Origin of the sequence: Gordonia sp. VNK1 (assembly GCF_040049135.1) — a bacterium.
Lineage (GTDB): Bacteria > Actinomycetota > Actinomycetes > Mycobacteriales > Mycobacteriaceae > Gordonia > Gordonia oleivorans.
On sequence record NZ_JBDZDJ010000001.1, the window covers coordinates 177,058 to 200,925 of the forward strand.

19 protein-coding genes are annotated in these 23,868 nt (G+C 57.8%); 16 read left to right on the top strand and 3 right to left on the bottom strand.

Going from position 1 to position 23,868, the window contains the following annotated elements:
• Complete coding sequence (locus ABLE94_RS00740) at nucleotides 1-1,083, bottom strand: glycosyltransferase family 4 protein (protein WP_348807763.1); 1,083 nt, start codon at nucleotides 1,081-1,083, stop codon at nucleotides 1-3.
• Nucleotides 1,080-2,600, bottom strand: coding sequence for an oligosaccharide flippase family protein (locus ABLE94_RS00745; RefSeq protein WP_348807764.1), 1,521 nt, complete (start codon nucleotides 2,598-2,600; stop codon nucleotides 1,080-1,082). The genes ABLE94_RS00740 and ABLE94_RS00745 overlap by 4 nt, the downstream gene beginning before the upstream one ends.
• On the opposite strand from ABLE94_RS00745, the gene ABLE94_RS00750 reads away from it, so the two are divergent.
• The 4 genes from ABLE94_RS00750 (at nucleotide 2,589) to ABLE94_RS00765 (ending at nucleotide 8,161) form a co-directional block, all read left to right on the top strand.
• The gene (locus ABLE94_RS00750) at nucleotides 2,589-4,562 is read left to right on the top strand and encodes an alpha/beta hydrolase family protein (protein ID WP_348807765.1); all 1,974 of its coding nucleotides are present in this window, start codon (nucleotides 2,589-2,591) and stop codon (nucleotides 4,560-4,562) included. The genes ABLE94_RS00745 and ABLE94_RS00750 overlap by 12 nt on opposite strands.
• Nucleotides 4,563-4,678: 116 nt before the next feature.
• Nucleotides 4,679-5,953, top strand: coding sequence for an O-antigen ligase family protein (locus tag ABLE94_RS00755; protein ID WP_348807766.1), 1,275 nt, complete (start codon nucleotides 4,679-4,681; stop codon nucleotides 5,951-5,953).
• A 161-nt stretch (nucleotides 5,954-6,114) separates the two neighbouring features.
• Nucleotides 6,115-7,035: a cellulase family glycosylhydrolase gene (locus tag ABLE94_RS00760; RefSeq protein WP_348807767.1), complete on the top strand. Its 921-nt coding sequence runs from the start codon at nucleotides 6,115-6,117 to the stop codon at nucleotides 7,033-7,035.
• Nucleotides 7,036-7,192: 157 nt separating this feature from the next.
• Nucleotides 7,193-8,161: a GDP-L-fucose synthase family protein gene (locus ABLE94_RS00765; RefSeq protein WP_348807768.1), complete on the top strand. Its 969-nt coding sequence runs from the start codon at nucleotides 7,193-7,195 to the stop codon at nucleotides 8,159-8,161.
• Here ABLE94_RS00765 and ABLE94_RS00770 read toward each other — a convergent pair.
• Nucleotides 8,150-8,809, bottom strand: a complete 660-nt coding sequence (locus ABLE94_RS00770) for a TetR/AcrR family transcriptional regulator (protein WP_348807769.1) — start codon at nucleotides 8,807-8,809, stop codon at nucleotides 8,150-8,152. The genes ABLE94_RS00765 and ABLE94_RS00770 overlap by 12 nt on opposite strands.
• A gap of 598 nt (nucleotides 8,810-9,407) precedes the next feature.
• Here ABLE94_RS00770 and ABLE94_RS00775 point away from each other — a divergent pair.
• The 12 genes from ABLE94_RS00775 to ABLE94_RS00815 all read left to right on the top strand — a co-directional run bounded on the left by ABLE94_RS00775 (nucleotide 9,408) and on the right by ABLE94_RS00815 (nucleotide 23,168).
• Nucleotides 9,408-10,907 carry a sugar transferase gene (locus tag ABLE94_RS00775; protein ID WP_348807770.1) on the top strand — a complete coding sequence of 500 codons (1,500 nt, stop codon included), beginning with the start codon at nucleotides 9,408-9,410 and terminating at the stop codon, nucleotides 10,905-10,907.
• Nucleotides 10,908-11,031: 124 nt separating this feature from the next.
• A complete protein-coding gene (dgoD, locus tag ABLE94_RS00780) occupies nucleotides 11,032-12,183 on the top strand; it encodes a galactonate dehydratase (RefSeq protein ID WP_425476103.1) in 1,152 nt (383 codons plus the stop codon).
• A 428-nt stretch (nucleotides 12,184-12,611) separates the two neighbouring features.
• Complete coding sequence (locus tag ABLE94_RS00785) at nucleotides 12,612-13,481, top strand: O-antigen ligase family protein (RefSeq protein WP_348807771.1); 870 nt, start codon at nucleotides 12,612-12,614, stop codon at nucleotides 13,479-13,481.
• Nucleotides 13,478-13,993 carry a serine acetyltransferase gene (locus ABLE94_RS26365; RefSeq protein ID WP_425476104.1) on the top strand — a complete coding sequence of 172 codons (516 nt, stop codon included), beginning with the start codon at nucleotides 13,478-13,480 and terminating at the stop codon, nucleotides 13,991-13,993. Before ABLE94_RS00785 ends, ABLE94_RS26365 begins: the two co-directional genes overlap by 4 nt.
• Nucleotides 13,980-15,380: a hypothetical protein gene (locus ABLE94_RS00790; protein WP_348807772.1), complete on the top strand. Its 1,401-nt coding sequence runs from the start codon at nucleotides 13,980-13,982 to the stop codon at nucleotides 15,378-15,380. The genes ABLE94_RS26365 and ABLE94_RS00790 overlap by 14 nt, the downstream gene beginning before the upstream one ends.
• On the top strand, nucleotides 15,377-16,624 hold the full coding sequence (locus ABLE94_RS00795) for an oligosaccharide flippase family protein (RefSeq protein WP_348807773.1): 1,248 nt from the start codon (nucleotides 15,377-15,379) through the stop codon (nucleotides 16,622-16,624). Before ABLE94_RS00790 ends, ABLE94_RS00795 begins: the two co-directional genes overlap by 4 nt.
• Nucleotides 16,625-17,674: 1,050 nt before the next feature.
• Entirely contained in the window at nucleotides 17,675-18,406 is a 732-nt protein-coding gene (locus ABLE94_RS26370; protein ID WP_425476105.1) for a WecB/TagA/CpsF family glycosyltransferase, read from the top strand.
• On the top strand, nucleotides 18,403-19,353 hold the full coding sequence (locus ABLE94_RS00800; RefSeq protein ID WP_348807774.1) for a glycosyltransferase family 2 protein: 951 nt from the start codon (nucleotides 18,403-18,405) through the stop codon (nucleotides 19,351-19,353). The genes ABLE94_RS26370 and ABLE94_RS00800 overlap by 4 nt, the downstream gene beginning before the upstream one ends.
• Complete coding sequence (locus ABLE94_RS00805; protein ID WP_348807775.1) at nucleotides 19,350-20,021, top strand: acylneuraminate cytidylyltransferase family protein; 672 nt, start codon at nucleotides 19,350-19,352, stop codon at nucleotides 20,019-20,021. Before ABLE94_RS00800 ends, ABLE94_RS00805 begins: the two co-directional genes overlap by 4 nt.
• 29 nt (nucleotides 20,022-20,050) lie before the next feature.
• A complete protein-coding gene (locus ABLE94_RS26375) occupies nucleotides 20,051-20,824 on the top strand; it encodes an SDR family NAD(P)-dependent oxidoreductase (protein WP_425476113.1) in 774 nt (257 codons plus the stop codon).
• A 3-nt stretch (nucleotides 20,825-20,827) separates the two neighbouring features.
• Nucleotides 20,828-21,697, top strand: coding sequence for an SMP-30/gluconolactonase/LRE family protein (locus ABLE94_RS00810; protein ID WP_348807776.1), 870 nt, complete (start codon nucleotides 20,828-20,830; stop codon nucleotides 21,695-21,697).
• 64 nt (nucleotides 21,698-21,761) lie between these two features.
• On the top strand, nucleotides 21,762-23,168 hold the full coding sequence (locus ABLE94_RS00815; RefSeq protein ID WP_348807777.1) for a tyrosine-protein kinase domain-containing protein: 1,407 nt from the start codon (nucleotides 21,762-21,764) through the stop codon (nucleotides 23,166-23,168).
• Nucleotides 23,169-23,868: the final 700 nt, after the last annotated feature.

Here is a 23,868-nt window from a genome sequence, read left to right on the forward strand (position 1 = left end):
TCAGTCGGAGACCAGGGCGGCGAGCATCGCGGGTCGTACCTCGGCGATGTCATGACGGTCCCGGACGCGGTGCCTGCTGCGGTCGATCAGATCGGCACGCAGGTCATCGTCGTCGAGAACGCGGCGGATCGCGGCCGCCAACGCCACCGGATCGGCAGGCGGCACGAGCACCCCGCGTCCATCCGCGAGATACTCCGCGGCGCCACCATGATCCGAGCCGATGACCGGAGTACCCACGCTCATGGCCTCGAGCACACCGATCGGACCGGCCTCCGGTGCGATGCTGGTGGACAAGGAGATGTCCCAACGGCGCAGGCAGGCAATCGGTTCGGTGTGACCGAGGAATCTCACCCGGTCTGTGAGGCCGAACTCGGCGACGAGGGCGCGGAGACTCTCGAGATACGGCTCGTCTCCGTCGAAACATCCGCCGGCGAGTTCGAGCCGAACATCCGGAAGATGGCAGAGTGCAGCGATGGCCACGCGCTGGCCCTTCCACTCGGTGATGGCGGCAAGGACCCCGACGACGGGCGGTCCCGAGGGGTCGTCCGGGTGGTCTGTGGACTGGTCGGGATCGACTCCGTTGTAGCAGACGGCGGTGGTGATTCCCATGTCGGTCAACGGTTTCGCCGTCTGCTCCGACACGGCGACGGCTCGGCGCAGAGAGCCTCTGCCGGCGTGTACGGCGACTCGTTGTTTGCCGTAACTCAGCGTGTCGTGCACCAGCCAGGTGAAGGTGTCCGGCCACACGCCCAGGCGTGCTGCGGGCAACGCGTACAGCGAGTTCACGATCACGCGGGCACCTCGGCCGTACTTGCGGATCGCCACCCCCGCACGAATGGTGTTGACTGCCAGAGCAGCCAGCGCTCGCACCCGTGCCGGACCGGTTTCGCCACTGAGCGCGAGATCGGGGATCGGGACGTGGGTCACCACATCGGGAAGGCTCGCGACCAGCGGTCCCGGCGGCGAGATGATGGTGACCGACCAGCCGTCGGCGAGGGCCTCATCGATCAGACCCAGCATCACTTTCTCCGCCCCGGACACCCGTGGAGCGTGAGAGATCCAGACCATTCGACGATCCGTCATCGGCGCAACGATCCTCTCCATCGTGGCACGCCGAGATCATCGGTGATCCGAAGAATGTATGCCACAACAACATAGAGAACGCCACCACCGATCGTGCACGCAATCCAAGAGACGTCCCAGTAGTGTTGTGCGGCGGAGCCCCCGGCGATCAGAGCTGCGGCCAGCGCGGCGCAAGACAGCGAGCGCGTGATCGGGATGACGCCGCGGAACGGGATCACCGCTGCGACCAAGCAGGTGACCGCGACGACGGCGACGACCTCGGTGATGAGCGTGACCCATGCGGCGCCGGTGTAGGAGAACCGAGGAATGAAGTAGAGGTTCAGGCACACGTTGAGAGCAAGTGCGAAGAGGGCAAGCCACGGATACTGACGATGCTTCCCGGCGGATACCAGCGCGAGAAGTGCGATCTGCGAGACACCGGCCAGCACCGCCCCGATCACCAAGAGCTTGGTGGCCAGGGCGGCCTCGGCGAAACGCGCGCCGTAGAGACCGCCGATCAACTCGGTGGCGCACGGCCAGAAGATGGTGATTCCCAAACCTCCGAGACCTGCCACGATCCCGATGGCCCGACGCGAGGCATTGGTGAAGGCGCGGGCGTTGCCCGGCCACGACGCGACCATCACCGTCATGAACGGCGTCGAGACCGCCACACCGGCGATGGTGACGAAGTCGGAGAACTTGTATCCGACGGTATACAGGCCGACCGAGTTGAGGTTGTCCAGTTTGCTCAGCATGAGCACGTCGATCTTGGCGGTCGCCTGGATCAGGGCGAACCCGATGCTGAGCGGAATGGCCTCGACGAGCATGGGCTTCCAGAACCGCAGGACGTGATGAAACCGGGGAGCGGCGCCGGTGACGCCGCGGCGGATCCCCCTGATCTTCAAAACGATCGCGACGACTTCGTTGGCCACCGCGGGCAGGACGAGGATCAGAAGATAGGGGGCCCACAGTACCGCGGCCACGGTGAGGGCGAGTTGTACGAATTGCGAGGCACTTTCGATCGCCGAGACGTAGGTCATCCGCAGGCGGGACTGATAGATCACCGACAACGCGTGGCTCGGGGTGGCGATGACGACGACCAGTCCGCCGATCAGGGTGGCCCGCACGATCTCGGCGGAGTAGTCGGCGACGACGACGAACACCACGGCGACCACATAGCCGACGAGGCCCAGTGCCAGCCGCAGCAGGACGAAAGACCCGGCGAGGTCACTGGACGCGTCCTGATCGGTCTTGACGAGATCCCCGAGGACGACGCGTCCGACCCCGAGGTCGGTGACGATGGCCATCAGGCCGAGGATTCCGAACACCAGAGAGAATGCGCCGAAGTCGTCGGGGGAGAGCGTGCGTGCGATGAGAAGTGAACCCGCCCAACCCATGGCGGCGATCGCGACACGGCTGATCAACAGGGATGCCGTGTTGCGTGCGGCGCGGGTGGAATCGGGGCCGACGGTCGGTTCTGCGGGGTCGGTCGCCGAGGCAATGGCGGACCGACTTCCGGTCACCGAATGTTTGCCCACTCACCACCTCCTTGGATCAGGCTGCGCGCGCCTGAAATTCGGCGTGGAAATAGCGGGCGCCCAGGACGCGGGGAAACGTCGCCGGTCGAAGCTTATCCACCCGCAGAGCGACCGGCCACTCCAGGGGACAAGGGACTGCTTCCAGTCGCGACGTTGCGATCAAGCATTTATCATTCTGCCTATCCAATCGCATTCTTCCCGGTGCTTCCGAAGCTCCCCCACAGTGAGAGGTTGACACTGACGACTTCTTGGTCACATCGCTCGCGTTTCGGGGCGCAGCGTGAATCGCGGATGGACTCGCGAAGAATGGCAGACAACCCTGACGCGGCCGAGGTGTCGATGTGGTTCGGCACAGATTCGGCCGCGTATTTCGCGACGTTCATTCCGGCGAAGAGGGAGGTGGGTGCCGTCGTCGTATGCCCGCCGATTGGTGTGGAATACATGAATACCTATCGGGGACTGCGGCGGCTCGGACGGCAACTCGCTGCGTCGGGCGTGACGGCGATGATCATCGACTACATCGGAACCGGCGATTCGGTCGGCGATCGTCTCGCCGATGACGCGATCACGCTCTGGACGCAGACCGTATGCGCCGCCGTCGATTCGCTCAGTGCGGCGGGACATCGCAATATCGGATTGATCGGATTGCGCGTGGGTGCGCTGGTGGCCGCCGCAGCTGTCCCCCAACGGGACGATATCGGCTTCCTCGCTTTGTGGGACCCCGTCGAGTCGGGGCGAACCTTTCTGCGCGAACAACTGATGCGGCGACGGCTCCTCGGCGGGAGTGGTCGAGGGGTCGTCGGACAACCGCTGTCGCCAGCCGCCACGAGTGATCTCGCGGCGCAGTCGCTGTCCCAATGTCTCGGTCCAACAATTGTTTTCGGGCGCAGTGAACGGGCACCGGTGGGTACGACGATGAGTCGATGGCGCGACATCAGCGATCAGGTTGTTCTCGTCGACGGCCAGGAGGACTTCGTGACTCCGGAGAGCTTTCACGTGACCGAACCGCTGACTGCATTCGACACCATCGTCGCCGAGGTGCGATCGCGGTTTCCGGCGCAGGCGTATGACGCCCGGACGCCGGATGGTAGCGACCGAATCACCTTCGTGGACGATGGAGTCCGGCTACACGAGCGTGTGCTCTCGGTGGGATCGAGGAACCTGTTTGCGATCCTGACCGAACGTGCCCCCGACGCTCCCCGTGAGCAGCGTTGTCCGACATCAACTGTGGTGCTCGCCGCCGCCGGAACCGAGCCGCATTCCGGGGTCGGCGGGATGTGGGTGCGAGTCGCCCGGATGCTCGCCGCCGAAGGAACCGCAGTACTTCGGTTCGACAGATGTGGTGTGGGGCTGAGTCGACCGGCCGGACCGGGTCGCTCGTTGCTGTACAGCAGGCAGTCCAAACGGGACATCGTGGACATGGGATCGTTCGCGAGATCCTCCGGTGGTTCCGTCGTTGCCGCCGGATCATGCTCAGGCGCGTGGCATTCGTACTACGCCGCTCGCCGCGGCGTGGCCGACGGTGTGGTGATGGTCAACCTCACCTTCTGGCCCACCCGCATCGTTGCTCCCATCGGCGCCTGGGCGCTGTCCCCAACTCACTTCGGTACTGCCACCGGCAAATACAAAGCCACTGTGGCGCAACTTATTCCGCGCAGAATCCGGAGTTTGCTGGCGAGGGTCGGCCTGTGGCAGTCACCTGATCCCATGTTGGCCACGCTGACCAAACGTGCCGTCCGTGCGTCCATTCTCCTGGTCGACGAGGACGACCGTTGGTTTCACGGGCGCAGCGAGGTGGATTGGGCGCGTCAGAGCGCGCCGACAGTATCTGTCACCGCAATCGGGGACGGCGACCACAGCCTTTATCTCGCTGAATCCCACAGTCGGGTGAGTGCCGAGGTGCACAAGGCGGTGCTGGATCTCCTCGAACCGGAACAGACGTCTTGCGGGGGCGGCGGATGATTGGATTGTTCGCGCTGATACTCCTCGTGCCCGCGGCAGCATATGCGGCGCACGCGATCTATCTCCGACCACAACGTGGCCTGCTCTTGCTCGCATTGCTTACACCGTTCCAGGGAATGATCATCTTCCTGCCGAAGATTCCTTTCATCGCGGGCTGGAAAGAAGCACTGGTCCTGTACACGCTGGCGGCCACGTTCATCTCGCCGCATCGGCCTGCGCGACGCGGCATCCGCGTTCCGTGGTGGCCGGCGTTGGTGATCCTGATCGTCTTCGGTTCCATCGCCGGCCTGATCGCCTACGGCGTGATCGGCGTGATCGCCATCAAGGTCAGTTTCTTCTACACCCTGCTGCTGGTGATCTTGTGGCGGATGCCGTTCGAGGCGGGTGATCGGGATCGCCTGGTGAGCATCGTTCTGGGAGTGGGGGCCGTCAACGCCGTGTACGGACTGGCGCAGCAAGGTTTGGGTGCCGACCGACTGGTGGAAATGGGGTACCGCTACAACCAGGAGGTGCGCACGGCGGGTGGGGGTTTACTGCGGAGTTTCGGGACGTTCAATCAGCCTTTTCCGTACGCCTTTTTCCTGATGATGACGCTCCTGCTCGTCGGCGCGGTTGCCTTGGCTCAGCCGCACCGGCTCAGGTCCAAGGTGTTTGCCTGCCTGGTGCCGATCCTCATTGCGGGCATGGCGGTGGCCGTCGTGCGTGCCGCATTCGTCGGTCTGGTCGTCGGCGTTCTCGTTCTCGGAGTGGTGCGGTATCGCTGGATGCTGAAGGCGCTGCTGGCGGCGGCGGTGATCGCGGTGCCTGCAGTGCTGGTGCTCGTCCCGCCGTCCACCCTTACGACGTTCTCCTCCTCGGACAGCCTCGAGACCCGCGCGGACGGGTGGGAGTACGCGGCCAACACCATCGTGGCTCATCCCTTCGGATCAGGTCTGGGCGCATCGGGTTCGGCCGCGGCGAAGCTCGCGTTCAGTACCTTGCAGATTCCTCCGAATGTGGCCGTAAGAATTGACGGTGCCCTCGCCTTTGCCGTGGGCATTCCTTATCAGCCGGACAATTACTACATCAAGATCTTGATTGAACTCGGCCCGATCGGGCTGTGGCTGTTTATCATGATTCTCGTGAGTGCTTTGGCGACCACCATTCATCTCGGACGAAATACGCCTTCGCGTGCCGAGTCGAGCTTCGCGTTCGGCACGGCCGCGGCGGTGGCCGCAGCGATGACCGCCAGTTTCGCGGCCACCTATTTCGAGATCTTCCCGATGGATGTCTACTTCTGGCTCCTGCTCGGCGCATGCGGGTCGATTCCGCTGATACGCCGTGGTACGGGAGTCACCGGGCCGTCATCGGTGGATGCCGCACACCGACCACCCGAGATGCAACGCCAATGAATCGAGTGACGCGATGGGGTTGGGCCACAGCCGTAGCGGTGGTGGTCGCGGCGTCATGCGTCACCTCCACGGCGTCGTCACCGCACTCCCAGGCCTCGGTGTGTGTGCCGGGCAATCCAGCACAGGACCTTGGAGTTGCCTCCGGCGGCGAATTGAACAACATGGCGACGGCCGACGTGCAGCGCCTGCTCGGTGCGGCCCAGACTCTGGGCGTGCGGTGGGTGCGCATCGGTGTTGACTGGACCAACGTCGAATCGACCCGCGGAACCTACGACTGGACCCACTATGACCAATTGATCAACGGTGCGACGGCCGCCGGGTTCAAGGTCCTCGCGGTGATCCACACGACGCCTGCGTGGGCACGAGACCGCAATGCCAGCGGGTCTTTTCACGCCCTCCCCGCGAACCCCAACGATTACGGACGCTACGCGGGTGCCGTCGCCGACAGGTATGGCTCGAAGGTCTCCGCATGGGAGATCTGGAACGAACCCAACATCATCGCCTTCTCCCAGCCTGCGCCATCGGTGTCGCGGTACTCAGCCATGCTGACCGCGGCGTCGCGGGCCATCCGCGCGGAGGTGCGTGGGGCGACGATCGTGACCGCAGGTTTGGCGCCGGCCGGGGATGACGGCACGAATATCGCACCGACCACATTCATCGACCGCCTCTACGACGTCGGCAACAGATCCATGTGGACCGCGGTGGGGATGCATCCCTACACGTACCCGTACATGCCCGACGACCCGCTCTCGGCATCGTGGAATGCCTACCAACGGATGAGCATCATGCACGACACCATGCGCGCCAACGGTGACGGCGGCAAGAAGATCTGGATGACCGAGTTCGGGGCACCGACCTCGGGAACGGCCGGTGTGAGCGAGGCGGCGCAGCAGGAGGCGCTGCGCCAGGCCATCGACAATCAACGATCCACCGACTATCTGGGCCCGCTATTCGTGTATTCACTGCGCGATTCGGGAACCAACACAGCTGACGTCGAGCAAAATTTTGGTCTGCTCAGCAGCGATTGGAGCACGAAGCCCGCGTTCGCGACGGTGCAGGGGCTTGCGGATTCGTGCGGGTAAGTGCGTGATACGCCGCACTAGAGATCGAGCCGGATCTGAGCAGCGGCCACCGTACGTGCCCTCTATCCTGGGACCGATAGAGGGCACGTCCAGTGGGGCCGCAGGTTTGCATTGGTCCCGGAGGTGGTCAGTCTGGCGCGAGAGGATGCCGTGAAGCATGGATTCAACTGAAGTGGCAACGCCACTTGGTCGTTCGGACACCACCTACATCGCAGGCCACCGGGGACTGGTCGGCTCGGCCATCTGGCGGCTCTTGGAGAACGAGGGTTTCACCAATCTGGTGGGCCGCTCGAGTGCCGAACTTGACCTCACCGATCGCACGGCGGTATTCGACTTCTTCGACGAGACCCGCCCACGAACCGTGGTTCTCGCCGCAGCCAAGGTCGGTGGCATCCTTGCCAACAGCACCTACCCGGTCGACTTCTTGTCGGTGAACCTCCAGATCCAGACCAACGTGCTCGATGCCGCGGTCAAATACGAGGTCCCTCGTCTGTTGTTCTTGGGTTCATCGTGCATTTACCCCAAGTTTGCCGAACAGCCGATCCGCGAAGATTCGCTGCTGACAGGAAAACTGGAGCCCACGAACGATGCCTACGCCATCGCGAAGATCGCGGGCATCCTCAATGTCCAGGCCGTGCGCCGACAGTACGGCCTGCCCTGGATCTCGGCGATGCCGACCAACCTGTACGGTCCCGGTGACAACTTCTCGCCCACCGGATCGCATGTCCTTCCCGCACTGATCCAGCGCTACGACCAGGCGCGGCAATCGGGCGCAGACAGTGTGACGAACTGGGGGACCGGCACTCCTCGCCGTGAATTCCTCCACGTGGACGACATGGCCTCGGCGTGCCTGCACCTCCTCAATCATTTCGACGGTCCTCAGCAGGTCAATGTCGGTACCGGAATCGACCACACGCTGGCCGAGATCGCAGCGATTGTCGCCGACACTGTCGGTTACAACGGCGAGACGCAGTGGGACACGAGCAAACCCGATGGGACCCCACGCAAACTGCTCGATGTGTCGACGCTCCGCGATGCAGGGTGGGAACCGGCGATCACTCTGGAAGACGGCATCGCCCACACCATCGACTGGTACCGAAACAACGTCGCAGCTCTACGGCGCTGACTGCTCGTTCGCCAGATCGATTCCGCCACCTTGTGTCAAATCTGTGCTGAACGCACTGTCGACCAGTGCTGCGACGTGTGTCTTCAACGCGAATGTGGGCCCGAACTGCGCCCACAACGGGACGGGCGCCACCACCGCGGTCGCGCCCGAGCTGGCGTCACTCGGCAGGTTCGTGGTGTCGAGTGCTGACGGATCGATGTCCCGCCAACGCAACTCCGACGACACCACCGCCCAACATGCACGCCAGATGCCGTAGGCCTCCGTGGCCGACACACCGGACTCCGTGGCGATCGCGATGAACGAATCGGTGAGCACTGCCGGTGGAGCCCCACAGGTTCCGTTGGAGCGCAGCAATGCGCCCATCCAGGAGATCGCCGAGAATCTTTGGTGAATGTCGAGGACTTGGGTAATCAGTCGATCGCGAACGGGACCTGAATACTCGGGCCACGCGATGCGCTGCCCGGTCTCGTCCACCACCAGGGCCAGCAACGCCGGCTTGTTCGGAACGTAGTAGTAGAGCGACATCGGCCCCATGTTCAGTTCGGCCGCGAGGGCACGCATGTTGAGCGCCTCGACACCGCCACGTTCCAGGATACTGATCGCCGCATCCACAATCTGGGTGCGCCGCGGTGGTGGCTGTACTGACACGCCGATCAGCTTTACCGATCGGCGCGAAGATCGCCACTTGAGGATGGTGGGTGAGTCACCGTGAACTACGGACGCCTCATGCCTGGACGGATCGCGGCGGCCGTGTGATCTCCGACACCGGCGATCGTCAACAAAAGGGGTCTAATTCTGCAGTATTCACAAAGCCCCTGGAGGGTTTGTAGTCCGTTCAGGTGAATTCTGTGACGTGGTCGACCTCTGAATGTTTCCGGCATGTTGATTTGCGGGAAAGATACGGGCGAGTTCTCGCGGACGGTCGCTGTCGCACGTTGCTGCTTGGGCAGTGAGATCTATTGGTGTACAGCGGAATACGCGATTCACCTGGTGCGCGACAGACGCATCTGTCCCTGGTACTGGGGACGGTGGTCACAAATTGTGTGATCGCGCCCGCCGGTTTACAGTTCTTTTCGTACACGTCCGAGTAAGCAGAACTCGGATGGTGATCAATCGCAGTTTGTGGTGTCCACGGGGTTTGACGAGTGCGAGTGTGTGAGATTCACGCGCCACCAGCACGGTCGGAGGAGAGGTTGGTGTCCGTGTACGCTGCAGGTCTCATCGGTGTAACTCTTCGGGGGAAGTTGTGACCGCAGATCGTGACGAATTGCGTGGCGCCCAGCCGCTACGCTCAGTGGACGACGTCGCCCAACCCAGTCGTAGCTGGGTGCACTCCTACCTGACGACCCTCGCGGTGAGCGACGCTCTGATCGTCACCTCCGCCGTGGCCACCGCACAGCTGGTCCGGTTCGGTTCTGACGATCCACTCCAACCCAACGGCAAGTTCGGCGCGCCGGCGCTGATCGTAACGGCGGTGCTAATCGCCGCATGGCTGCTGGCGCTACGCGCATTCCAGACGCTGGACCGACGGGTGATCGGGTCCGGGCCCGAGGAGTACAGCCGAGTGGTCACCGCATGCCTCTCGGTGTTCGGTGTGCTCGCGATGCTCGACCTCCTGTTCCGGCTCAACATCGCGCGTGGATTCCTCCTGATCGCCCTTCCGCTCGGGACAGCGGGACTCCTGCTCGAACGCTGGGGCTGGCGTCGCAGATTGAGCCGGCAACGCCAGCGTGCGCGTCACCTGAGCAAGCTGCTTGTCGTTGGAGGTGTTGGCGCGTCGAAGCCCTTGGTCGAGCGATTCATTGCCGACCCATCTCTGGGTTACGACGTCGCCGGTGTGTGCCTGCCCCCGAGCCGGCGCGGTACACCGGAGGAACTCCGTGTGGGCGACCAGATGATTCCCGTGTTCGGCGACTTTGACGATGTCCGCGATGCGGTCATTCACACTGGCGCCACCACGGTCGCGGTGACGAGCACAGATGCTCTCGGACATCAGGCGATGCAGGACTTGTCGTGGGATCTCGAGGGCATGAATGTGGAGATGCTGGTCTCACCAGGCGTCACCGATGTGGCTGGACCGCGAATGCTAGTGCGCCCGGTCGCCGGCCTGCCACTGCTGCACATCGACAAGCCGCGCTACGACGGTGCCAACAGGTTCCGTAAGGCGGCGGTGGACCGTGTCGGCGCAGCGTTGTCGTTGCTAGTGATGTCGCCGGTGATGCTTGCCGTCGCGATCGCGGTGAAGCTGGACTCGCGTGGCCCGGTCTTCTACCGGGCCAGACGGATTGGCATGAACAACTCACCGTTCCAGATGTGGAAGTTCCGCTCTATGGTGCAGGACGCTGACCAGATCCGCCACAAGCTTGCCGATTTCGACGAGGGCGCGGGAGTTCTCTTCAAAATGCGGGAGGACCCACGCGTGACAAGGGTGGGCAGGTACATCCGCCGGTACAGCCTTGACGAGCTACCCCAACTGTTCAACGTGGTCGCAGGAAGCATGAGTCTCGTTGGTCCTCGGCCGCCGTTACTCGAGGAAGTTGAACAGTACGACGGGCGAGTGGCGCGCCGCATGCTCGTGAAGCCAGGTATCACCGGTCTGTGGCAGGTGTCGGGACGCTCAGATCTGAGCTGGGAGGAATCGGTGAGGTTAGATCTGTCCTACGTAGAGAACTGGTCCATAATGCAAGACCTAATCATCCTCTGGCGAACTGCGCACGCCGTCATTCTGAAAACGGGCGCCTACTAACCTCACGCATCATCGGAAATTAAGACCACCTGGCAAGAACAAAGATTGTAGATTTCGGCAGAAGAGATATCGTTGAGGTAACTTGGTTGCCTCTGAAGGCGAAGGCAGCAAAGGACACTACCGAATGACGGACATGCGGATAGCCAGGATGGAGCTCTTCACAATACCTCCCCGCTGGCTGTTCCTGCGCCTCGAGACTGAGTCCGGTATCGTCGGATGGGGCGAGCCAATTGTCGAAGGTCGAGCTGAAGTCGTCAAGACTGCAGTGGAGTCGTTGCGGCCAATCATTCTTGGCTGGGATTCTCGACGCATCGAGGACTTCTGGCAGACTAGCGTGCGTGGCGGATTCTATCGAGGCGGCCCGATCCTTAGCAGCGCTGTCGCAGGGGTAGACCAGGCATTGTGGGACATAAAAGGCAAGTCACTAGGTGTCCCGATATACGAACTACTTGGTGGACTCGTCAGAGAACGCATACCCGCCTACTCGTGGATAGGCGGCGATGAGCCAACTGAAGTGGGTGAGCATGCGAGCGCGCGTATCGACGAGGGTTTCAAGTACTTCAAGATGAATATTGCAGGCGCCGTGAGCTACATACCAAGCAACTCGGAGATTCAGGACATCCTCGACCGGGTTACGGAAGTCAATCGAGTGACGGCTCCCGGCTTGGTGGCACTGGATTTCCACGGGCGCGTAGAGTATCCGGGAGCAAAGAAGATACTCAGTTTGTTGGAAGACTTGAATCCGCTCTTCGTAGAAGAACCGTTGAGGCCAGAACTAGGGCATCGATTAGGGGAGCTCTGTCAATCAACAAGAATACCGATCGCGACCGGAGAACGCCTATACAGCCGGCATGACTTTCGAGAGATCGTATCCAGCGGTGTCGCACTAATTCAGCCAGACGTGTCACACGCTGGCGGAATATCAGAGACCAGGAGAATCGCGAACCTAGCAGAATCGCACGGCGTCGGACTGGCACCTCATAGCCCACTCGGCCCGATTGCACTAGCTGCGTCGCTGCAACTCGACTTCTGCTGCCACAACGCTCAGTTTCAAGAGACGAGCCTTGGCATACATTACAATACAGGTCACGACCTGCTGAGCACGGTAGCGAACCCCGAGGTCTTTGATCTCTCTGAGGGCTGTTTCCAACCGCCCCAAGAACCAGGACTCGGTATTCAGATTATTGAGGAATCAGTTAGAGAATTGTCAAAGATCGGGCATAATTGGAAGAATCCGATATGGCGCGACCGTACCGGGGCTTTCGTCGAATGGTGACAATCCCGCGATCTGAGCGAAAGCTGACACACAAGAGTGCAGAGTCGACTAAGATATCTCGCCAAACCGCGTACTGGCTTGCGCTATTCTTGGTCCTCTGGTTTGTATCTCTAGACCAGACTCTATTCTTTCCAGTATTCCTCTGTGTTCTGATGTTGAAAAGTCGCGACCTATCTCACCGGTTTGTCTCTCACCGGTTTGTCGCTCCTGCAGCTCTCATATTTCCGCCGATGTGTATTGTCCTCCTTGCGTTGAGTTCAACTATATGGAGCGATTTCTTAGGAAATTCATTACGAACCACAGTAGTCTGGTCTACTGCACTACTCGCCGTTCTGGTATACCTGAATGTCTCGGAGGCCGACCGAAAAATCATCGCCAGCGTGGTTGCCGCTATATGGGCTGGCTCCTTGGCGATATACTCGCTCTGGGTGCTGGCACCTTCTATCGTCGACACGCTACTTGCATTGAAAATAAGGTCAGGATTGTCTTCGTCAAAGCAAGTTTACACGCCAAGCCTGATCTTTAATTTTGAGATCATGCGACCAATTGGATTTGCCCTCTATGCAAACGAGCTAGCCCTCCTTGGGTTATTTTCGACGGGCCTGTTCATTGCCAACTTTCCTGAAATGAAGCGAGTTACCTCACGAATCATTCTTTCGGTAATGTTAGTGGGGCTCATTCTTTCGACGAGTAGATCAATTCTGTTGACATATATAGTTGTGGTAGGGGCTGTGGCAACTATCCGACCGAGAGGATCGATTGGCAACAAGTATGGGGTGCTAATCAGGATCGGAGTGGTCCTGGCCACAATATCCATTTGCGCTATCCTCGTTCCTGGTCTGTGGAGCAAGACGCAGTCTCGACTCGACGAATTGACCGCAGCGCGGGTGGGCGGCAGCGCCGATCTTCGTGAGCTAAGTTATACGCGAGGTTTGCAGATATTCGCAGACAACCCATTTACCGGGATTGGGGGGCTACCGCACGATGGGCCAATACAGATTGGCTCGCATAGTTTGCCCCTCAGCATCGCTGTGCGGATTGGAATTATCGGTCTGATGGCGCTGGTCTTCCTCCTATTGGTGGCTATGCGTCTAGCACTCTGGGCGGTGTTCGCGAACAACGCGAGCACCGCGCGCTTGGGCGCGGTGACAATAATCGGTGTGATCTCCAGTATTACAATACAATTCGATGATGATGTCCTATCAATAGTCGGTTTTATGCTGGTGCTTGCGGAGATAGGTCGGCGCACGTTGGAGCGGCCAGCAAGAATCCGAGAACCCAATGAGGTAAAAGAATGAAATCAGCGTGGTCCTACGTCACCCAGGATGTGGCAGCGAATCGGGGCTATCCAAAGAGTCAACTAGTTGTAGTCGCATTCAGGATAAGCGCATATTCGAAAATCAAGTGCACGGGGCCTCCGGCCAAACTGCTGCGAGTGTTCATCGCCGCTTGTTACAAACTCGCGACCGAATGGGTACTAGGTGTCGAGCTGCCGGCAACGACGCCGATTGGACCAGGTCTACGTCTTCGACACGGGGTCGGTTTGGTGGTAAATCCATATTCACAAATTGGCAGCAATGTCCTCGTCCGGCAAGGTGTCACAATCGGAAACAAACGCGAATCCGACGATTGCCCAGTCATTGCAGATGACGTTGAAATTGGCGCCGGCGCGGTTGTCGTAGGCCCGATCACCATTGGAAAGGGGGCAAAAATTGGTCCGCTCGCGTACGTGGACTTCGACGTCCGCGAAGGATCGATTGTGGTATCGCAAAGGAGCGCAGCGATTAGGTCCGGAAATGCTGGCGCATAGGGTCAAGAACTACCTTCGAGTCCTGAGTGGTTTCGCCACGAAGAGAGAAGAAGCACTCGCCATAATATGTGCGTTGATTGCAGCCACTGGTGTTCGTACCATCTCGCACTACGTATTGGGTCGCAGACGCTTCTACTGGATACTCACCCTATTGCTAGCAACGGTCTCCGTAGTATCGACAGCACTCCTCAGCTATTGGCGATCAGTTAAGGCTATGACGCGGGCCGAGAGACGCGAGACGGCTGCGGAAAGAGGCCTGAACGAACCGATCGATCTCCGCTATCGCAATCCATCTTGGGCGGCCGCGCAAGGAGGAGCTGTTCGGCTGCCCGAGAACTGCGAGTTTGCTGCCTACAACACGGATGGATGTATCGATGCTCTACCAATAAGAGAAACTCGCCAGACCGCAAGCGATACACCGGTGGATGTTTGGTTCCTCCCTTCGGCGCGATATCACGTACAAGAATTTGGTCCGATCATTCGTTCATTGGAGACTATGGACGCTCGCTGTGCCGTGGTTGTCGATACTAGAACCACTGAGGGAATTAGAGCGGAGTGTGCACACTGGGGACTATCCCAGCTCGATATCTCCTCCGTTTGGGATACCATCCCAGTAGCCGTTGTCGTGATGAATGATTGGGGCCCAGACCGCGGCTTGCTTGAGGATCTGCGAGCGCGTGGCGTGAAGATTGTTGCAAAAGTTGAGGGCGCGCAGGACTTCTCCAACGTGGACACACTCCGATGGAAGCTCCCGTACAGCATGGCGGACCGCGTTTTGCTCCAGGGGCCGTACGATCTCTTGCACGTTCAGAGCGACCGGACAATGGTTGTTGGCTCGACTAGGCTTGAACAGCTAGTTGCGATGGCTCGCGCTAACCAAATTGAGGCACCGGTTCGCGATGTCCTCGTGAACTACAACTTCGCATATGGGACGTATGCGTGGGCGGCCAAGGAATGGCTGATCTCGACGGAGATCGCCTGCACACAAGTTGGAGCGCAGTACTCGATCTCAAAACACCCTGCCGTGGCTCTCGAAGGTCGAACCTTCAGTCCGTGGCCGCTGGGGCTGGATCTTGAGACTTCGCGACTTCTCATAACGAGGTGTAGCACCGCTCTCATGCAGATGCTGGCGATAGGCCGGCCCGTTGTCTATTTCAATCCACACGAGGAGCGCGTCTGGAGGGATGTCGACTGGCCGACCGATGCTGTAACGGTTGTGAAAAGAAGAGAAGGGCTCGCGGCAGCAGTAAAGTTCGCGAAAGAAATACCGGCCGCGGAGTCCCTAGCTCTTAGCCACGAACTGCTAGCAGAAGTATTCTTGTCAGTCGATCCTGCTCGAAGCGCCGCGGAGCGTTGTGCGGAAGCCATCCTGGACGTAACTGTATGAGCGCTTTGGCTTTGAGGGAGTCGACGAAGTTGGATCGTTGGCGTGTGGGCGCGCTAGGAGCAGCAGTAGTCTACCGGCTTGGTACAGTCGGAGCTTCCTTTGTAGTCGCAGTGCACGCTGGTCCAACAGCCTTCGCGCCAGTGGCGCTGCTGCTAATACTCAATCCTTTCGGGTCCATGGTGGCCTCGTTCGGCAGCGATCAGGCTCTTTTTCGCACGGTAGCGGCGCAAAAGCACCCACTGAATCTCGAGCTGATGTCGGCCTTGAAAGTGTGCGCAATGCCAGCTCTGTTGGCGTTGCCGATTGCGTTTGCGTTCGCTTTCATCGCGAGTTTCTTCTCTTACAGCTGTGCCCTGTTCTCCGTTGCCGGATTGTGCGCCGCTCTTGAAGCATATTCTGTGCTGATAGTGGCGGGATACTACCGAGCCGTCACGGACGTCCGCCGCTATATCGCAGTTCTCGTATCTGTAACAATTGCGGGAACGGCCACTAGGCTAGTGCTGATGTTGGTCGTTGGGATTGATCCGTTGACATCCTGGATTCTCGGCGACGTTGCGATAGTACTCGTGTCCCTCCCCCTGCTCTTACGATGGTTGGCTTCTCTGAGAGACAAATCACCTGTCTACAAATTAGGATACAGAAAGACAGTGGCATTCGGTGGGCCGATGACGCTGCATGGCTGCTTTCAATGGTTGCTAGGAAGCTCGGATCGATTTGTGATCGGAGCGGTCCTGGGGTCAGCTGCATTGGGAACATACGGCGCAGTGTATCAATTTTCAGGAATTTACAACGCTGCTGCGTCGGAGATAAATAAGACTGGACTTCATCGGTATGCTGAGGGCAAAGCGGGGATCAATTCAGCACTGGCAATAACACGCGATCAACGTAGTCTACTTCTAATATGGGTACTCGGTCTTGCACCGGAGATGATTGCGCTTTATGTTCTGCAAAACGCGGGGTACTCAGGCGCCGTGACACTAGGAATGACCCTTTACCTGAGTTTCGTTCCGCTCGTTATCTATCTTCCTCTAGCCAACGAACTGAGTGTTACTCACGGTGCGGGTGTAACAATGAGTGTCGCCAGTGGTATAGGCGCTTTGCTGAACATCGCCGTCAACGTAGCTCTCGTGTGGTTCGTCGGCTTGTACAGCGGCGCAATCGCAAACGTAGTTGGCTATACGGGAATGGCTTTAGTCCTACTGCTGAGAAAGAGGGCTTTGACGAATGCCGGAGGTGCGCAGTGAGATCTATTCTAATGCTGAGCGGAGTTCGATGGAATTTCACCTGGCAGCGACACCACTCTTTGGCCGCCGAAGCGGCTTCTAGAGGGTTCAGGGTGACGTATGTCGAGCCAGCTCCCCGGTCGCTCGCTCAATGTGCGCGGTACGTGAGGTCGAGATTACGAAGGACTGATACCGTAGATCAGATCAATGCAGTGCCCAAGGGCGTGACCGTTGTTCCGTACCATAAGTTGGTATTTATTCTCCTCGGTAGATGTGCACATTTTCGTCGCCTCCCCAAATATGATCACGCCATAGTATATATTCCGACATTTTCGAATTTGACGATGTCGCTCCTCCTTTCGTCGAGAAGAACCTATGATTGTGTTGTCGACTGGAGGTCGGCGCCAGCAGACTGGTATCCGCCCAGGCTCAGCAGGTTCTCAGAGTATCTGATTTGCAGGTTGAACAAGTCGGGTCGATATAGGTTGACAACGGATAATGCGGAGAGCGCTCAAAGATTGGAGTTGACGGCGAGTGCGTGCACAGTCGTCCTTCCAGCTGCTGACGAAGAGTTCCTGCGGTACAACTGGGGCGCTGGTGAAGAGTTGAGATCGGGATACTTCGGTAGCATACGGCAGTCCGAAATCGACCTTGATCAGATCTTTCGCCTTGCTAGTATGGGTTTCAAGGTTGATTTGATAGGTCCGATTGATCAGAGTGCTCGAGAACTATTAGAGAATGCCGCTGATATTTCGATCTATAGCGCTGCGAGATTGTCAGAGGTTGTGAAGCTTGTAGATCAGTGGTCAGCGATTGTCCTTCCCTATCGCCAGACTGCGCGATCGCAGACTTTGGTGCCAGCCAAACTATGGAATGCACTGGCTACTGAGAAGCCCGTCTATTGGTCCAACATTGCAGTTCCTGATGATATGAATGCGTGGCGTTGCTCTGTTCCTAGCGGCATAAATATGAATGGGCTTAGAATACCTAAGAGGGCATCGATTCCGACCTGGTCGCATCGACTTGACCGAATACTAGGGGGAAACGGTGAGGAGTGAGGTTTGCGGATTCGTGTTGGATGGACGCGAGTACTCGAGCGTCCTCGATGTCCACTTGAAGTGGCTCACAACATCGAAGCGACGTACCAGTTTTGCGCTACACGTCGGCGGGCTGAACCATCGCGACAACGCGAGTTTCGTACAAGCCTTTAACTCGGCCGACTATTCTTATGCCGACGGGATCTCGGTGGTCGCTCTGGCGCGTATCTCAGGGATACCCTGTATCGATCGATCTCCAACTACTGATCTGGGAGCTGACTTGCTGCGTCAGGGCCCGATAGCCCTTGGGCGACCCGTTCGCGTCGCGGTAGTCGGAGGCACTAACGAGCTTGTGAAGCAAACGTCAACCTCGCTGGAAGCGTTATTCGATGCGCATGTGTGCTTTCATAGGAACGGATACAAGAACTTCGCAGATGAGGATTTCGAGCAATTGCGCCGGTCTCAGCCCGACGTCTTGTTTATCGGCATGGGAATGCCGCTTGAGGCGATGTTCTGCGCACAATATATCGCAGATCTACCTGAATGCTTAGTAATGACGTGCGGTGGCTGGTTTGGCTTCTTGACGGGTCAGGAGAAGCGGGCGCCCATGTATGCGCAGAAATTCGGTGTGGAGTGGCTTTTTAGACTTGCTCAAGATCCTCGCCGACTGTTTCCCAGGTATCTTAGGGGTGTACATAGTTTCGTGCAGCTCTCTTTCGTTGCCGCGAAGGTAAGGATCCGAACTGTGTCAGGAGAGCATAGATGAGAATCTCAGCGGTTGTTCGTTGTCTTAATGAGATCGAACATATTGAGCGCTTGGTATTTGGATTGAGAGCTCAGAGTTTGCCCATTGATGAACTGATCTTCGTCGACTCGGGATCGACTGATGGTACGCTAGAATTGATTGAAGATCTCGGTGATATAGTGGTTCACATTGATAGATCAGAATTCTCATTTGGTCGTTCGCTGAACCGGGGTATCTCGCAGGCGTCTGGCGATTTAGTGCTGATATGTAGTGCTCATGTGTATCCGTCCCATGACGATTGGGTAGAGCAAATGGCGAGGATGTTCGATAATGGCAGAATTGCTTACGTATACGGTAGGCAGATTGGCGACCACCGCACCAAATTCTCGGAACTGAGGGTGATGAAATCTTGGTTTCCTCCCGTGTCAACCGCTGCGCAATCCCATCCGTTTGCGAATAACGCTAATGCAATGCTACGACGTTCAGTGTGGTGCGAAAGGGGTTTCGACGAGTATCTGACCGGGTTGGAGGATATTGAGTGGGCGAGATACGTGCAAGGCATTGGCTTTGAATTAGCGTACTGTGCTACTGCACCCGTCTTTCATGTCCATGAGGAGAACTGGTCGACGATACGAAACCGGTACAGGCGCGAGGCGATGGCGTATAAGAAGATGTTCCCTGGTGCCGAGATGGCGGCGGTCCAAGCCATGAGGCTTGCGTGCTCTAGCGTGATACTAGATCTTCTCGCTTCTCTAAAATCCCGGACAGCGGTGAGTCCGCTTGAAGTTGTCCAGTTTCGGATGAATCAGTTCTATGGGACTTGGAAAGGGTATGCGAGTGGGATGCCGGATGCGGAGCTAATCTCGAGGTTGTACTATCCGCGCAGGACGGGTGTGGAGGCGGATTCTATGAATGGTAGAGCTCTCTCGTATGACGGCTTCAGTGCATCGGAAGAAGCACTGGGATGAGCGTAACTGCGATTGTTCCGATTAAGGAGCGCAGTGAGCGAGTGCCCGGCAAGAACTTTCGTGATCTCGGCGGCGTCCCGCTATACCGTCACATACTCACGACGCTTGAACAGTGCGCCCTCGTAACATCGATACTGGTAGATACGGATAGTCGGGATCTTTCAGAATCGCTAAGCCGAGAGCATCCGAACGTATCTGTTCGCATGCGGCGCCCAGAACTGGGCTCGTCTTCCGCATCAATGGACGAGGTATTGAGAGAAGCGGTACCTTGCGTAGACAGCGAGTTTGTGATCCAGCTTCACGTAACAAACCCGCTACTTCGCTCAGAAACTATCGATCGGGCTTTGGAACTGTATATTAGCGAGGAGCGTTTCGGTACGCTCATTTCTGCTGATCTGATACTGGGACGTCTATGGACAGAGGATTCGAAGCCTGTGAATCACGATCCCTGCGTGATGGAGCGTACGCAGGATATGCGTCCGGTGTTTAAGGAGAATTCTTGCTTCTTTGTGTTCCGGCGCGACGAGATGGTCAAGACGGGCGTTCGTTGTATTTCGCCGGTCTCCTTTTTCAGTGTGTCTGGGATTGAATCGGTGGATATAGATACGGAAGAAGATTTTCAGCTTGCAAGCGTGCTTTATAGCGCGGGGTACGGTGCATTGATGTGAACAGTGAATCCGACGTTGTTGATTGTCTTATGTCCACTAGGTATGTGCTGGTAACTGGCGCGGCCGGAGGAATTGGCCAACGGGTTGCGGAGGGACTGCAGAATCGGGGTTGGTCTGTAATTGGGTGGGATATTGACCACGGACGCAATGTGACTGAAATAGTTGATCTATCGGACCTAACGGAGGTTCGCTCAGCTGTTTCCCGACTCAGGGAGACTACGCCCTCCATCGAGGGGGTAGTGCACTGTGCTGCAGTTCAGCCGAGTGGCTCGGTGGGGTCATTGTCTACAGATGATTGGCTGGCTGCGATGACGGTGAATGTTAGGTCGATCGATGCAATTGTGTCTGGGTTGCGAGACTGTATGCAGGAGGCGCAGACCTGTGGGTCGGTCGTGTGTATTGGCAGCGTCCATACGTCTGCCACTTCGCTGGGTGCACTACCGTACGCAGTTTCTAAACACGCTTTACGTGGATGGGTAAAATCTGCAGCTGTCGAGCTAGCCGGTTCGGGTTTAAGAGTAAATTTGGTGTCGCCAGGGGCAGTTGACACTCCAATGCTTCGAGCTGGACTTGCAGAGCGAAGTGCATCAAGGCTTGGTTCCAGAAGTTTCGATCGGTCTGCGTTGGATATACTCAGGTCGCGGACACCGATAGGACGGTTAGGTACTCCGGATGACGTCCTCTCGTTGGTGGAGTTCCTCTTATCGAGTGATTCTTCATTCGTGACTGGTAGCGATTTTGTGTCCGATGGCGGCGTTTTGTGTGTGCTCTCGTCTGAAGCTGGCTCTGTTGGAGAGGACTAGTAGATGGCTGTTCTTGGTAGTCTGACTAAGGTAGAAATTGGCCTACGGGTCGGGTTGGGTGAAGGACCAGTCTGGGATTCTGTAAGTGGAAGTATCTATTGGGTCGATATTGAGCGTGGCCGTTTGTTAAGGACTTCCGGCGACCTCGTGAAAACCGAGGTGGTGTTCGAGTGTAGCGAGGCAGTGACGTCTGTCGCGATGACGGACGCTGATGAGATTCTGGTCAGTCTGTCGAACAGCCTTGTGCTTGTAAGTGCGGGAGGGTCTGTTCGAACTGTTGCAGAGCTTTCAGCAGTTGCCCCAAGATGTAGATTTAATGACAGTAATGTTGACGCGTTCGGGCGTTACTGGATCGGTTCTCTGTGTCACCACTGCGATTTCAAAGGTGCACTATATCGATGGACACCCGAATCTGGGTTTGTGCGGTTCATTGACGGTGTGTCAATCGCAAATGGCTTAGATTGGTCCTCGGACGGGAAGTGGATGTACTTTGTGGACTCCCGCGCTCGCTCGGTATATCGATACTCGTTCGACTGCGATCGCGGTGAGGTTAAATCGGACAGTCGCGAAGTGATGGATCTTAGCAACTGGTCAGGAGTGCCTGATGGGTTGTGGATAGATTCAATGGACGGAATCTGGTTGGCGATGTGGGATGGCGGGCAGATAGTTAAGTTTGATGATTGGGGCGATGAGTCTCCGTCGCTTGTCATCGCTGGCTGCGATAGGCCGACTTCGGGGGCCTTTTTTGGTGACGCGCTTGATAAGCTGTTCGTCAGCTCTGCTCAAGTTGGTTCTGAACTGATTACGCCTATGTGGGGTATCGGTCTCGGTGTGGGACGATTACCTAATCGTGTTGCGCTCGCCGGCTTGTGAGTGGCTTGTCGGGGTTTGGAGTTGGTCCGTAGGGTGAACTAAATTACTCGAGGTGATGCAAACTATGGAATACGTCGATACTATCGATTCTAGTGCATTTTCGACGATTAGACTGCTTGGTGCGTTGTTTCGTGGTTGGTACTTGTTGGTTGTCGGCGGGCTAATGGGAGCCGTCGTCGCGCTTGGATTCTGCCTGAGTGCGACGCCGATGTATCAAGCGGATTCGACCTTGTATGTGACTTCGGGTGTTGACGCGGATGCTCTGTCGGCTTACCAAGGTTCGCTGGCCTCTGAGCAACGTGTTTCGTCGTACGCGCAGTTGGCGACATCGGAAGCAATCCTGGCTGAGGCGTTGAAAAGGGACCCAAGTATTGACTTGACGGTCAGTGAAGCGAGCGCGGCCATTGTAGCCGATGCTACGCCCGATACCGTTCTTCTGACGATAAGTGGGGTGACTTCGTCGCCTGAGCGCTCCGTAGCGCTGGTAAGGGCAGTGTCAGATTCAATAGTGGATTATGTGGTCGGGTTGGAACGTCCGTCTGGGGGTGGGAACTCTCTTGCGAAGCTGACAGTTGTGTCCCCGGCGCAGGCTTTGTCTGACCCCGTGTCTCCTAAGACTCTCAGAAATGTGACGCTTGGTTTTGTTTGTGGCATCATTATCGGTGCGCTGTCGGTGCTACTGCGCGCTAGGTTTGACACAACAGTTCGTACCGAGATGGATGTTAGTGAAGTGGTCGGAAATCAGATTATTGGCTTGATTCCGGCATCGGACGAGATTTCCCGTGGCCGCCTTGTGAACTTCGGATCAGGGTCCACTCCAGTAGCCGAAGCATTTCGGCAAGTCCGCACGAATCTCTCATTCGCAAATGTCGACGACCCGGTGCGGTGCTTTATAGTCACGAGTTCGTTGCCGAATGAAGGTAAGACTACTGTGTCGGTGAATCTCGCGATCGCGCTGGCAGAAGCGGGTTCCCGAGTTCTCCTGGTCGATGCGGACTTGAGGCGGGGAGGAGCCAGTACAGCGCTCGCCGTCAACGATAAGGTTGGGTTTACCAATCTTGTTCTGGGGCAGGGCTCGGCGTCGGAGATTGCTCAGCGTAGCGGTATCGATGGTCTCGATTGTTTAGCAAGTGGAATTTCAGTACCCAATCCAGCGGAGGTGTTGGGATCGGATAAGGCGTGCGGCGTAATGGCGTCACTCCGCGAAAAATATGAATACATAGTTGTCGATACTCCCCCGCTTTTGCCTGTCGCGGATGCCCTGGTAGCGGCTCAGTTCGTTGACGGGGTGGTGCTCGTGACGCGCTCAGGTCACACAAGACGTCCGGATATTCGTAAGTCGCTGGGTCTATTGGAGGCTGGCAATGTCGCTGTGTTCGGATGCATCCTCAATGATCTGGATATCGGTCGGGTGCCTGGCGGCTACGAGTACTATACGACTACGGGTAGTGGAACGGAGCCGAAATCGTAGGGTCGTTCGGAGAAAGTGTGAGTCTTCTTTGAGGGTATCGGGGTGTTTTTGCATAAGGGGAAATCTCGCATTTGTTGTTATGTAGTCGGTCTATGGATGGACTGCGAGTTGTTTCCTGCGGTTCCGAGATGCACTGTCGGCGACAATGTGCGTGAATGTACGCCGCTGTAGATACGTTTCGAGCAATGTACTGGCGGAGGTGAACCAGCAACCGGTCGCTTGGTAGGCGACGCGGTTCGACGCGTGATCGGTATTTACGTGGTCATGGGCACCCGCGTCGTTCTTGCTTCGCTCGCGTTGTGCGGCAATAGAAAGTGTAGAGTTACGAAGTAAGTAGTTATCGATTTCGCGGGTGTTTTTATGACAAGCCGGTTCAGTCCCGCTTAGCATGAGGGGACTGCGGGTTGATATCGATCCGCCAGTCTGGTTCGCGATTGGCCTTGATATGGAGCACTACGCGTCAAACGGTTCGCCTGAGTGGGTGTGTTCATTGAGTAACAACAGCGGAACCGGTTACCGGTTCTCACTGAGCAATGCGCAGTGTGAGTTTCGGTCGCGTCGGTTGTCGATATCGACCTTGAGCTTAATGTTGCGAGTTTCGCCCGGTTCGATGGCTTCCCCGCGCGTCGATAGATTTCTTGATCTTGTGCGCTCCGAGATTCAAGGAGCGCTGGCGATGCAATTGAGAGTTGACCTGAGC

What these genes read in the sequence shown, in the direction of transcription:
- ABLE94_RS00740 (WP_348807763.1), bottom strand. Translation starts at nt 1,083, where the DNA reads ATGACGGATCGTCGAATGGTCTGGATCTCTCACGCTCCACGGGTGTCC.
- ABLE94_RS00750 (WP_348807765.1), top strand. Translation starts at nt 2,589, where the DNA reads ATGTTTGCCCACTCACCACCTCCTTGGATCAGGCTGCGCGCGCCTGAA.
- ABLE94_RS00755 (WP_348807766.1), top strand. Translation starts at nt 4,679, where the DNA reads ATGATCATCTTCCTGCCGAAGATTCCTTTCATCGCGGGCTGGAAAGAA.
- ABLE94_RS00760 (WP_348807767.1), top strand. Translation starts at nt 6,115, where the DNA reads ATGGCGACGGCCGACGTGCAGCGCCTGCTCGGTGCGGCCCAGACTCTG.
- ABLE94_RS00765 (WP_348807768.1), top strand. Translation starts at nt 7,193, where the DNA reads ATGGATTCAACTGAAGTGGCAACGCCACTTGGTCGTTCGGACACCACC.
- dgoD (WP_425476103.1), top strand. Translation starts at nt 11,032, where the DNA reads ATGACGGACATGCGGATAGCCAGGATGGAGCTCTTCACAATACCTCCC.
- ABLE94_RS26365 (WP_425476104.1), top strand. Translation starts at nt 13,478, where the DNA reads ATGAAATCAGCGTGGTCCTACGTCACCCAGGATGTGGCAGCGAATCGG.
- ABLE94_RS00790 (WP_348807772.1), top strand. Translation starts at nt 13,980, where the DNA reads ATGCTGGCGCATAGGGTCAAGAACTACCTTCGAGTCCTGAGTGGTTTC.
- ABLE94_RS00795 (WP_348807773.1), top strand. Translation starts at nt 15,377, where the DNA reads ATGAGCGCTTTGGCTTTGAGGGAGTCGACGAAGTTGGATCGTTGGCGT.
- ABLE94_RS00800 (WP_348807774.1), top strand. Translation starts at nt 18,403, where the DNA reads ATGAGAATCTCAGCGGTTGTTCGTTGTCTTAATGAGATCGAACATATT.
- ABLE94_RS00805 (WP_348807775.1), top strand. Translation starts at nt 19,350, where the DNA reads ATGAGCGTAACTGCGATTGTTCCGATTAAGGAGCGCAGTGAGCGAGTG.
- ABLE94_RS26375 (WP_425476113.1), top strand. Translation starts at nt 20,051, where the DNA reads ATGTCCACTAGGTATGTGCTGGTAACTGGCGCGGCCGGAGGAATTGGC.
- ABLE94_RS00810 (WP_348807776.1), top strand. Translation starts at nt 20,828, where the DNA reads ATGGCTGTTCTTGGTAGTCTGACTAAGGTAGAAATTGGCCTACGGGTC.
- ABLE94_RS00815 (WP_348807777.1), top strand. Translation starts at nt 21,762, where the DNA reads ATGGAATACGTCGATACTATCGATTCTAGTGCATTTTCGACGATTAGA.